The 10,633-nt window shown below is 70.9% G+C and carries 10 protein-coding genes; 7 read left to right on the top strand and 3 right to left on the bottom strand.

The annotated features are described in order from the left end of the window. Positions 1-44 precede the first annotated feature (44 nt). Positions 45-1,055 (bottom strand): asparaginase, encoded by a 1,011-nt coding sequence (locus tag ACWGDE_RS30490; protein ID WP_453392258.1) that lies wholly within the window; start codon positions 1,053-1,055, stop codon positions 45-47. A gap of 128 nt (positions 1,056-1,183) precedes the next feature. Here ACWGDE_RS30490 and ACWGDE_RS30485 point away from each other — a divergent pair, with 128 nt between their 5' ends. The 5 genes from ACWGDE_RS30485 (at position 1,184) to ACWGDE_RS30465 (ending at position 5,420) form a co-directional block, all read left to right on the top strand. After that, positions 1,184-1,633, top strand: coding sequence for an Lrp/AsnC family transcriptional regulator (locus tag ACWGDE_RS30485; RefSeq protein WP_453392257.1), 450 nt, complete (start codon positions 1,184-1,186; stop codon positions 1,631-1,633). A gap of 217 nt (positions 1,634-1,850) precedes the next feature. Beyond that, positions 1,851-2,306, top strand: a complete 456-nt coding sequence (locus tag ACWGDE_RS30480; protein WP_453392256.1) for a helix-turn-helix domain-containing protein — start codon at positions 1,851-1,853, stop codon at positions 2,304-2,306. 146 nt (positions 2,307-2,452) lie between these two features. Continuing rightward, entirely contained in the window at positions 2,453-2,980 is a 528-nt protein-coding gene (locus ACWGDE_RS30475) for a regulator component (RefSeq protein ID WP_453392255.1), read from the top strand. Then, entirely contained in the window at positions 2,977-4,221 is a 1,245-nt protein-coding gene (locus ACWGDE_RS30470; RefSeq protein ID WP_453392254.1) for an MAB_1171c family putative transporter, read from the top strand. Before ACWGDE_RS30475 ends, ACWGDE_RS30470 begins: the two co-directional genes overlap by 4 nt. Then, positions 4,218-5,420 carry a cytochrome P450 family protein gene (locus tag ACWGDE_RS30465; protein WP_453392253.1) on the top strand — a complete coding sequence of 401 codons (1,203 nt, stop codon included), beginning with the start codon at positions 4,218-4,220 and terminating at the stop codon, positions 5,418-5,420. Before ACWGDE_RS30470 ends, ACWGDE_RS30465 begins: the two co-directional genes overlap by 4 nt. A gap of 73 nt (positions 5,421-5,493) precedes the next feature. Here the strand turns inward: ACWGDE_RS30465 and ACWGDE_RS30460 are convergent, their stop codons facing one another. Both ACWGDE_RS30460 and ACWGDE_RS30455 read right to left on the bottom strand, forming a co-directional pair. Continuing rightward, positions 5,494-6,825, bottom strand: coding sequence for a class I SAM-dependent RNA methyltransferase (locus ACWGDE_RS30460; RefSeq protein WP_453392252.1), 1,332 nt, complete (start codon positions 6,823-6,825; stop codon positions 5,494-5,496). Between the two features lie 101 nt (positions 6,826-6,926). Further along, positions 6,927-8,975, bottom strand: a complete 2,049-nt coding sequence (locus ACWGDE_RS30455; RefSeq protein WP_453392251.1) for an APC family permease — start codon at positions 8,973-8,975, stop codon at positions 6,927-6,929. Between the two features lie 230 nt (positions 8,976-9,205). Here ACWGDE_RS30455 and ACWGDE_RS30450 point away from each other — a divergent pair, with 230 nt between their 5' ends. Together ACWGDE_RS30450 and ACWGDE_RS30445 are read left to right on the top strand one after the other, a co-directional pair. Further along, a complete protein-coding gene (locus tag ACWGDE_RS30450; protein ID WP_453392250.1) occupies positions 9,206-9,874 on the top strand; it encodes a potassium channel family protein in 669 nt (222 codons plus the stop codon). Next, positions 9,871-10,533 carry a potassium channel family protein gene (locus ACWGDE_RS30445; protein ID WP_214953432.1) on the top strand — a complete coding sequence of 221 codons (663 nt, stop codon included), beginning with the start codon at positions 9,871-9,873 and terminating at the stop codon, positions 10,531-10,533. The genes ACWGDE_RS30450 and ACWGDE_RS30445 overlap by 4 nt, the downstream gene beginning before the upstream one ends. Positions 10,534-10,633: the final 100 nt, after the last annotated feature.

Here is a 10,633-nt window from a genome sequence, read left to right as displayed (position 1 = left end):
CGCGCAGCGGCCCACCCCGCACCCGCCCGCCCGCCCGGCCAGGGCTACGCGGCGACCAGCACCGGCCCACCGGCGGCCAGCGCCTGCCGCAGCACCCGCAACCGATCCTCCGGCCCACCCTCGGCGAGCAACGCCGCCAGCACGGCAATCCGCGCCTGAGGCGCCCGCAGAGTCCCCGTGGGCACGGCCCCGGCCGCGACCAGATCCACCGCACCCCCATGGGTGTAGATCTCCGTCACCGGCCCGGCCCCGACCCGCGTGGTCAGCGCCACCAGCACGCCCGCCGCGATCGCGGCCCTGACCGCGTCCACGATCTCCGGGGTCGCGTTCCCCGCACCCGTCCCGACCAGCACGATCCCCCGCGCCCCCGCCGCCACCGCGGCGTTCAGCAGCACCGGGTCCCCGCTCGCGTGGTGCATGACGACATCCACCCGCGGCGGCCCTTCCGGCTCCTCCGGCATCGCGGGCAGCGGCAGCGGCTCGGGACGCACCGGGGTCCGCAGCACGGTGACCTTCCCGAAGCCGACCTTCCCCAGCAGTTCCTTCGACGGGTCGGCGAAGGCGTCCAGCGCCACCGCCTGCGTCTTCACCGTGCCCCGGGCCGCGTGCACGCGCCCCGCGAACGCGATGAGCACACCGAGCCCGCGCGTGGTGGCCGCGGTCAGCAGGGCATCGTAGAGATTGCCGGGCCCGTCCCCGTCCGCCGCCCCCATGGGCCGCTGCGAACCGGTGAAGACGACCGACCGCGCGTCGTGGTGGTGCAGGTCGACGAAGAACGCCGACTCCTCCAGCGTGTCGGTGCCGTGCGTGACGACGACGCCCTCCACACCGGGGTCGGCGAGCACCTCGTGCACGGTGCGCAGCAGAGTCAGCTGGTGAGCGGTGGTCAGCCGAGGACTGTTCACGCTAAAAAGGTCGACGACCTCAACGGTGACGCCCTCGGGCAGCGGCGCGGTAGCCATGACCTCGGCCCCGTCGGCGTCGGCCGCGAACCCGGAACCCTGCCAGCGACTGGCTATGGTCCCGCCGGTGCTGATGACGACGATGCGTCCCATGACTGCCGCCCTCCCTCTCACAAACTCCGCACAAATTTTCTACAAACCGCAATGGTAGGGCGATCTACGCGCAACGCGATTGCGAATCCAGCCCCACGCGCGCCAATTCCATAGGGGATAATTGCGCAATGGACGCGATCGACCGAGATATCTTGCGTGAGCTCCAGGCCGACGGCCGGCTCAGCAACCAGGAACTGGCCCAGCGCGTGGGCCTGACCCCCTCCCCCTGCATGCGCCGGGTGCGCCAGCTCGAACAGGACGGGATCATCCAGGGCTACCGCGCGGTGATCTCCCCCGAGGCGGTGGACCGCGGCTTCGAGGTCCTGGTCTCCGTGGAGGTCCGCCGCGACCGCGAGGCCGTCGAAGCCTTCGAAGCGGCGCTCCAGGACATCCCCGACGTCATCGAGGCCTACCGCCTCTTCGGCAGCCCGGGCTGCCTCCTGCGCATCGCGGTGGCGGACCTGCGCGCCTACGAACGCCTCTGGATCGAAAAGCTGACGGCCCTCTCGGGCGTGACGGAGGTCAACTCCCAGATCATCATGAAGCGCATCAAGGAACCGACGGGCCTCCCGGTCTGAGGGCCGTCGGCCGAGCTCACCCCCGTGAAGCTCGACCCCGGCCCCGCCCCCGCCTGCGCCGCCGCCCCCTCAACACTTCAGTGGCGACGCGGCATTGGTAACGTACACCAGAGTGACTGTCCGGCGTCAACCAGAGTGTTGCCGGGGCCGGCCCGACGGGCTTCGAGCAACACTGTGGTGGGCAAAGGCTCGGCATCACGCCTAGGAGGTCGTGTACATGGAGGATGACGAGTCGCCCACCTTCGCCCAGCTCCTGGACCACCTCTTCCGCGAAGTGCACCCCCCGTCCCGGGGGCCCTACACCTACGCCGAGGTCGCCGAGGGGATCCGCAAGGCGGCGACCGGCGAGGGGCGCGGGGTGACGGCGAGCGCCATCCAGCAGCTGCGCACCGGCGCCAAACGGAACCCGACGCGGCACACCATCAAGGCGCTGGCCGACTTCTTCGGCGTACCGGCGGGCTACTTCGTGGACAGCGCGGCGGCCGAACGCACCAAGGCGGAGATCGGCCTCCTCGCCGCCATGCGCGACCAGGACGTCCGCAAGGTGGCCCTGCGCGCCAACGGCCTGAGCGTGGACAGTCTGAAGATGCTGTCCACCGTGATCGAACAGGCCCGGAAACTCGAAGGCCTCACCACCGACGACCCCGCGCAGGACCTGAACCTGGACGACTGAAGCCGCATCCGTACGGCACCTCCGCGCCGGCACCCCGCCCTCGAAGCGGAGTCGCGGACATGCCAACATTGGGGCGCGCGTATCGGGCTTCCGGGGGAGGTTCGCCACGGCCGACCGCCCCCGACCGGCGTCACCAGAGTGAGGACATGGACTTCGAGCAGCTTCGCGCCGCGTGTGAGGCACGCGTCGAGGCGCTTCGACTCCCGCACCGCTTCAGCACCCGCGACCTCCGCGACGCCGTGGCCGAACAGCGCGGACGCCCCATCGTCCTGCGCCCCCTGAGCACCCTGGGTGCCATGGACGCACCGTGCGGCATCCGCCTGGAGACCCCGGACGCCGACCTGTTGTTCTACGAGGAGGCCACCTCCCTCCTCCACCAGAACCACATCCTCGCCCACGAGATCAGCCACATCATCTGCGACCACCCCGGCAGTCTGGAACTGGACCGGGACACCCTGCGCGCGATCGGCTTCAACCCCACCCTCGTGCAGCGCATGTCCGGCCGGACCAGTTACACCAGCGAGGACGAACGCGAGGCCGAGGTGATGGCCAGCGTGATCCGACAGCTCATGTACCGGGGACGCGAAGGACCGTCGAGCCGGCCCGCCAGCGGTGCCGAAAGCTGGGACGCGCTGTTCGCCGAGCCACACAGGAAGAAACGCCACCGGAAATGATCAACCTCCTCTTCACGGGCACCGCCGTCGTGCTGCTGTGCTTCGCCGCCTACTGGGTGCGGGGCCGCGGCGGACACCGCCCCACGGGCACCTGGGCGATGGCGGCGCTGCTGACCTCCTTCGCCCTCGCCTTCGCCTCCTACGCCCCCGCCGTGGAGCGCGCGGTCGAATCGGTGGTCCCCCACGTCGCCCGGCTGCTCAGCAACGCCTTCACCCTGACGGCGGCCACCTCGGTCCTCGCCTTCCTCTTCCAGCTCAACCTGGACCGCGAGCGGGCCCACCGGCAGATCCGGCTGCGCGTCATCGCCCTCGCCGCCTCCGTCGCCGGGATGACCGCCTTCTTCGCCGCCGAACAACTCACGGGCCGGAGCCCCGCGTTGTACGCGTGCTACGTGCTCATCTACATCTCCTTCCTGGGGTACACAGCCAAGGACTTCCTGCTGCAGACCTGGGCACAGTCCAAGCGCTCGGCCCGGCGCAGTCAGCGCTGGGGCCTGCGCACGACCTCGGTGGGCTGTGGTTTCGCCCTCGTCTACGCCGCGTACAAGCTCTTCGCCCTGGTCTCCATCGGCCTCGGTCTGGGGCTCGTTCCCGACCACGCCCGGTGCTCGACGCCGCTGACGCCCCTCCGCTGCGCGTTCAGCGTGAGCGCGCCCGCAGTCGCCGTACTCCTCATCACCGTCGGGCTCACCCTCCCCGCCCTGCTGTGGCCGCTCAGCCAGTTGCGCCGGCGCCGCTGGGAACGGAACTCGTTCACCGCGCTGGAACCCCTGTGGCGGGAGGTCACCTCGGCGGTGCCCGAGGTCGTGCTCGACCCGGGCACCACGGACACCGACACCCACGACATCGACCTCGACTTCCACCTGCACCGCCGGGTCATCGAGATCAACGACTGCGTACTGGCCCTGCGCCGGTACCGCCAGGCATCGGTACGGGACACGGCCGCCGCCGAGGCCGCCCGCCGGGGCACCGCCGGCACCCCCGGGGGCGACGCCGAGGTGGAGGCGGCGGTCATCGCCGCGGCCGTGGCCGCGAAGCACGCCGGAGTCACCCCCGAGGGCGAAGAGGCCCCGCCCGCCACCGGCACCGCCTCCCGCAAGGGCGACCTCCAGGCGGAGACGGCGTGGCTGCTGCTCGTGGCGAAGGCCTACGTGCCGCACCCGGAACCCGAGAACGCGGGCGTGAACGCGGGCACGGGCACGACGACGGGCACGGGCACGACCGCGGGCGCGGCCTCGTGACCGCCCCCCGCCAGGACCCGCTGCGCGACCCACTGCGCGACCCGCGCTTCTTCACCGACCCCTACCCCACCTACGACCGGCTGCGCGAGGGCTGCCCGGTCCGGCGGATCCCCACCGGCTCCGGCGGTCACCAGGCGTACCTGATCACCGGCCACCCCGAGGCCCGCGAGGCGTTCACCGACCCCCGCCTGTCCAAGGACACGGCCCGCTTCTTCGCCGACCGGCCCTCCGACCGCGACCTGCACCCGGCGATCTCCCGCAACATGCTGGCGAGCGACCCGCCCGAGCACACCCGCCAACGACGGGTGGCCACGCCCCTGTTCACCACGGGACGCGTCCGCGAACTGCGCCCGTACATCACCCGCGTCGTGGACGACCTGACGGCCACCTGGCGACCGGGCAAGGACATCGACCTGGTGGCGGACCTGGCGGTCCCCCTGCCGGTCACCGTCGTCTGCGAACTGCTGGGCGTCCCCGAAGCCGACCGCACCACCCTCGCCGCCCGCTCCCACGACCTCTTCGACGCGACCGACACCGCCCGCGTCGACGCCGCGTCGCACCACATCGGCGACTACCTCACCCACCTGATCGGCACGGCCCGCGCCACCCCCGGCGAAGGCCCGCTCCACTCCCTCGTCCGCGACTGCGACGAGGGCGGGCTCGACGCGTCCGAAACCATCTCCCTGGCCGCCCTCCTCCTGGTCGCCGGGCACGAGACCACCACCCAGTTCATCGGCAACGCCGTCCTGGCCCTGCTCCGCCACCCGGAGGCCTTCGACCGGCTGCGCCGGGACCCTGACCTGATCCCCGGCGCCCTCGACGAACTGCTCCGCTACGACTCCCCGGTGAGCGTGGCCACCTTCCGCCACAGCACGGAGGCCCTCCGGATCGGCGGGGTCGACATCCCGGCGGGCTTCCCGGTCCTGATCGCCCCCGGAGCCGCGAACCGCGACCCGTCGACGTTCCCCGCCCCTCACACCCTCGATCTCGACCGCGACGCCGCCGCCCACCTCTCCTTCGGCCACGGCATCCACCGCTGCCCCGGCGCCCCCCTGGCCCGCGCAGAGGCGGAAATCGCCCTCCGCACCCTGGTAACCCGCTTCCCGAACACCCACCTGTCCGTCCCCGAGGCCTCCCTCACCTGGCGCCGAACCCGCCTGACCCGAGGCCTGACCGCCCTCCCCCTGACCCTGGCCTGACGCACCGGGCAAGCAAAAGCCCGCCGCGGACTCCGGTTCGGGGAATCCGCGGCGGGCGTGGCAGCGGTGTGGGTCAGGCCTTCGCGACCGGCTCCAGGATCGCCACGCACTCCACGTGGTGGGTCATCGGGAAGAGGTCGAAGGCGCGCAGGGTGCGGACCTTGTAGCCCGCCTCCTGGAAGTAGCCCAGGTCGCGGGCCAGGGCCGCCGGGTCGCAGGCCACGTAGGCGATGCGGCGCGGGGTCAGGCCGGCCACCTGGCGGACCGTCTGCTTGCCGGCGCCCGCGCGGGGCGGGTCGAGGACGACCAGGTCGCACTCGGTGATGCCGGTCTTCGCGAGGGTCTGCTCGACCTTGCCCTGCTCGATGCGGACCCGCGGGAAGTCGGCCAGGTTGTGCCGGGCGTCCTCGACCGCGCGCTTCGTGGACTCGATGCCGAGCACCGCGCCGGTCTCGCCGAGGCGCTCCGCGAGGGCGCCGGCGAAGATGCCGACGCCGCAGTAGAGGTCGAGGGCCATCTCGCCCTTGCGCGGCATCAGGCCCTGCATGACGGCCTTGATCAGGGTGTCCGCGGCCTGCGGGTGGACCTGCCAGAAGCCGCCCATGCCGACGCGGTACGTACGGCCGTCCGCGCGCTCGCGCACGAAGGGGCGGCCGTGGACGCGGTGGACTCCGCCGTCCTTCTCCTCGACACGCAGGACGGAGACCGGCTTGTCGAGCTCGACGAGGGGGAGACGGCCGCCGGGGCGGGGAGTCAGGACGACCTGGCGGTCGCTCGAGCCGGTGGCGGCGATGGCCTCGACGGTCTCCATCTGGGGCCAGTCCTGCTGCTCGATGCCGAGCTCGCTGACGCCCGGCGCCGCGATCATGCAGTGCTCGACCGGCTGGATGTCGTGCGAGCGGTGCTTGCGCAGGCCCACGACGCCGTCCTCGTCGATGGCGAACTGCACGCGGGTGCGCCACTGCGGGACCTGCCCGGCCGGGACCTTGTCGCCCTCGGCCGGCATGACGGTGCCGTCCCAGCCGGCCTGCTCCGGGGTGAGCCCGGCGAGGCGCAGCAGCTGCTCGGCGATGACCTCGCCCTTGAGCCGGCGCTGGGCGCCCGGCTTGGCGTGCTGCCAGTCGCAGCCGCCGCACTTGCCGGGGCCGGCGTAGGGGCAGGGCGCCTCGACGCGGTCCTTGGAGGGGTCCAGCACGGTGATGGCGTCGGCGCGCAGGAAGCGGGAGTCGGCGTCGCCCTCCGTCACGCGCGCGATGACCTTCTCGCCCGGCAGGGTGTGGCGGACGAACAGGACCCGGCCCTCGGCGGTACGCGCGATGCAGTGGCCCCCGTGCGCGACGGGGCCGACCTCGACCTCGTACTCCTCCCCGACCAGTGACTGCTTCTCGTTCTGCTCGGTCGTCATGGTGGGGAGGCTCCAAGGAAGTGATCAAAAAGGGACGGCCGGACGACCGACCCACCAGTTTACGTGGATCTCGTCCGGCCGTTCGCCAACCGGTCCCGCGGCTACTTGGCCGCCGGGTCCTTCGGTCGCGGGGCGTCCACGGGACCGCGGCGCACCGCGCCCGGCGCGTTCCACTCCGCCCGCTTCTTCGCCCGCTTCTTCGCGAGCTCCGAGGACTGGAGCTGGTAGGGCACCGAGGTGACCATCACACCGGGGGTGAACAGGAGCCGGCCCTTGAGCCGCAGCGCGCTCTGGTTGTGGAGCAGGTGCTCGTACCAGCGCCCGACGACGTACTCGGGGATGTACACGCTGACCGCGTCGCGCGGGTTCTCGGTGCGCAGGCTCTTCACGTACTCGACCACCGGGCGGGTGATCTCGCGGTACGGCGAGTCGAGGATCTTCAGCGGGACGTTGATCCCGCGCCGCTCCCACTCCTCCTTGAGGGCCTTGGTCTCGACCTCGTCGACGTTGACGCTGAGCGCCTCCAGCCGGTTGGAGTGCAGCAGCTTGGCGTAGGCGAGGGCCCGCAGGGTGGGCTTGTGGAGCTTGGAGACCAGGACGACGGAGTGGACCCGCGAGGGGCGCACGTACTCGTCGGGGCGCTCCTCGGCCGCGGCGATCTCGGTGGCCACCCGGTCGTAGTGCTTACGGATCGCCGTCATCGTGCCGTAGAAGATCACCATGCCGAGCAGGGCGACCCAGGCCCCGTGGGTGAACTTGGTGGCGAGGACGACGACCAGCACGAGGCCGGTGAAGAAGGCGCCGAAGGTGTTGATCGCCCGGGAGCGGATCATGCGGCGGCGCTTCGTCGGGTCGGTCTCCGCCTTCAGGTGGCGGTTCCAGTGCCGGACCATGCCGGTCTGGCTGAGCGTGAAGGAGACGAAGACGCCGACGATGTAGAGCTGGATCAGCTTCGTCGAGTCGGCCCCGTAGAGCCAGGTGAGCAGCGCGGCGGCGCCCGCGAGGAGCACGATGCCGTTGGAGAAGGCGAGCCGGTCGCCGCGGGTGTGCAGCTGGCGCGGCAGGTACCGGTCCTGGGCGAGGATCGAGCCGAGCAGCGGGAAGCCGTTGTACGCGGTGTTGGCGGCGAGGAACAGCACGAGCGCGGTGGCGGCGGCCAGCAGGATGAACAGGAAGGAGCCGTTGCCGAAGACGGCCTCGGCCACCTGGGAGATCACCGGGTTCTGGACGTATCCGGTGCCGACCTCCACCCCGTTGCGGAGCAGGTCGGTCGCCGGCTTCTCGGCCATCTTCACGTCGGTGGCCATGGCCAGGCCGATGATGCCGCAGAACATGGTCACGGCCAGCGCGCCCATCAGGGCCAGCGTGGTCGCCGCGTTCTTGCTCTTGGGCTTGCGGAAGGCGGGGACGCCGTTGCTGATGGCTTCGACGCCGGTCAGGGCGGCGCAGCCGGAGGAGAAGGCGCGCAGCAGCAGGAAGACCAGCGCGAACCCGGCCAGGCCCTGGTGTTCCGCCTTGATCTCGAAATCGGCGGTCGGGGCCTTCATGGTGTCGTCGAGGACGATGCCGCGCCAGGCACCCCAAGCGATCATGATGAATACGCCCGCGACGAAGACATAGGTCGGAATCGCGAAGAGCTTTCCGGATTCCTTCATGCCGCGCAGATTCATCAGCGTGAGCAGAACGATCATGCCGACCGCGCAGAGCACCTTGTGCTCGACGACGAAGGGGATGGCCGAACCGAGGTTCTCGACGCCCGAGGCGATCGACACGGCGACCGTGAGGACGTAGTCGACGAGCAGGGCGCTCGCGACCGTGAGGCCGGCCTTGGGCCCGAGGTTGGTGTTGGCGACCTCGTAGTCACCGCCGCCGCTGGGATAGGCGTGGACGTTCTGCCGGTAGGAGGCGACCACCGTGAACATCAGCACCACGACCGCGACGGCGATCCAGGGGCTGAAGTGGTACGCCGACACGCCCGCGATCGACAGGACCAACAGGACCTCGCCAGGGGCATATGCCACTGAGGAGAGCGGGTCGGACGCGAAGACAGGAAGGGCGATCCGCTTGGGAAGGAGTGTTTCCCCGAGGCGGTCGCTGCGTAGCGCCCGGCCGATCAGGATCCGTTTGGGCACGTCGGTCAGTTTGGACACGCAGAGGATCGTAAGCGTTCGATATCGGGCTGACGAACCCGCACCCCTCTACACGGCGATACGCCGCCTGAATGCCATCCATACGCGGACCGTACGCCCCGCCGACTACCCATGAGAGGCCACATTGGTGACCGCCCGTGTGTAGCTTGGGCCATGGTCTGAGACCCTGTTAAGCCAGAGCAGCAATGAGGCTGGGAACCAGCGAGCCGCTGACAGCCGGAAGGACGGCCGTGCACATCGTCATTATGGGCTGCGGAAGAGTGGGCTCCGCCCTCGCGCAGACCCTGGAACAGCAGGGGCATACGGTCGCCGTCATCGACCAGGACCCCACCGCATTCCGCCGGCTGGGGGCGTCCTTCGGCGGCCGCCGCGTCACCGGAGTCGGCTTCGACCAGGACACCCTTCGCGAGGCCGGCATCGAGGAGGCGGGCGCCTTCGCCGCGGTCAGCAGTGGTGACAATTCCAACATCATCGCCGCCCGCGTGGCCCGTGAGATGTTCGGCGTCGAGAACGTCGCCGCCCGCATCTACGACCCCAAGCGCGCCGAGGTCTACCAGCGCCTCGGCATCCCCACCGTCGCGACCGTCCGGTGGACCGCCGACCAGATGCTGCGCCGGCTGCTGCCGTCGGGCGCCGAGCCCCTGTGGCGCGACCCGAGCGGCGGTGTCCAGCTCGCCGAGGTGCACACCTCCACCGCCTGGATCGGCCACAAGGTCAGCCAGTTGCAGGAGGAGACCGGCGTCCGCGTCGCCTTCCTCACCCGGTTGGGCGAGGCCATGCTGCCGACGTCGGCGACCGTCCTCCAGGAGGGCGACCTCGTCCACGTGATGATGCGCACGGACGAGATCGACAAGGTGGAGGCCTCCTTCGCCGAGGGACCTGAGGAGTCGCACGCATGAGGGTCGCGATCGCCGGAGCCGGCGCGGTGGGACGCTCCATCGCGGGAGAACTCCTGGAGAACGGCCACGAGGTGCTCCTCGTGGACAAGGCGCCGACCGCCATCTCGGTGGAGCGGGTTCCGCAGGCCGAATGGCTGCTGGCCGACGCCTGCGAGATCACCTCGCTCGACGAGGCCGCGCTGCAGCGGTGCAACGTGGTCATCGCGGCGACGGGTGACGACAAGGTCAACCTGGTCGTCTCCCTCCTCGCGAAGACCGAGTACGGGGTCCCCCGCGTGGTCGCCCGCGTGAACAACCCGAAGAACGAGTGGCTCTTCAACGAGTCCTGGGGCGTGGACGTCGCGGTATCGACCCCCCGCCTGATGTCGGCACTGGTCGAGGAAGCCGTCAGCGTCGGCGACCTCGTACGGCTGCTGCGCTTCAGCCACGGCGACGCCAACCTGGTCGAGCTGACCCTGCCGGCCGATTCCCAGGTCGCGGGCAAGCAGATCAGCGAGATCACCTGGCCCGAGGACACCTCGCTGGTCACGATCATCCGCGGCAACCGGGTGCTCACGCCGCACGGCGAGGAAACCCTGGAGCCGGGCGACGAACTCCTCTTCGTGGCCGCCCAGGCCCGCGAGGAACAACTGGAGGACCTCCTCCAGGCCGCGGACTAGCCCGCGGCCCGCAGAACGAACGAAGGGGGGGGCTGGCCGGATACGTCGCGCCCCCCCACCCCCAGGCCCACCCCCCCGGCCACCAACACCCACACCCCGC

Source organism: Streptomyces sp. NPDC054956, assembly GCF_053609185.1.
This window is presented reverse-complemented; position numbering and strand designations above follow the sequence as displayed.

Excerpts from the sequence above, each read along its gene's own strand:
- ACWGDE_RS30480 (WP_453392256.1), top strand. The coding sequence starts at position 1,851 with ATGGAGGATGACGAGTCGCCCACCTTCGCCCAGCTCCTGGACCACCTC.
- ACWGDE_RS30490 (WP_453392258.1), bottom strand. The coding sequence starts at position 1,055 with ATGGGACGCATCGTCGTCATCAGCACCGGCGGGACCATAGCCAGTCGC.
- ACWGDE_RS30445 (WP_214953432.1), top strand. The coding sequence starts at position 9,871 with ATGAGGGTCGCGATCGCCGGAGCCGGCGCGGTGGGACGCTCCATCGCG.
- ACWGDE_RS30460 (WP_453392252.1), bottom strand. The coding sequence starts at position 6,825 with ATGACGACCGAGCAGAACGAGAAGCAGTCACTGGTCGGGGAGGAGTAC.
- ACWGDE_RS30475 (WP_453392255.1), top strand. The coding sequence starts at position 2,453 with ATGGACTTCGAGCAGCTTCGCGCCGCGTGTGAGGCACGCGTCGAGGCG.
- ACWGDE_RS30470 (WP_453392254.1), top strand. The coding sequence starts at position 2,977 with ATGATCAACCTCCTCTTCACGGGCACCGCCGTCGTGCTGCTGTGCTTC.
- ACWGDE_RS30485 (WP_453392257.1), top strand. The coding sequence starts at position 1,184 with ATGGACGCGATCGACCGAGATATCTTGCGTGAGCTCCAGGCCGACGGC.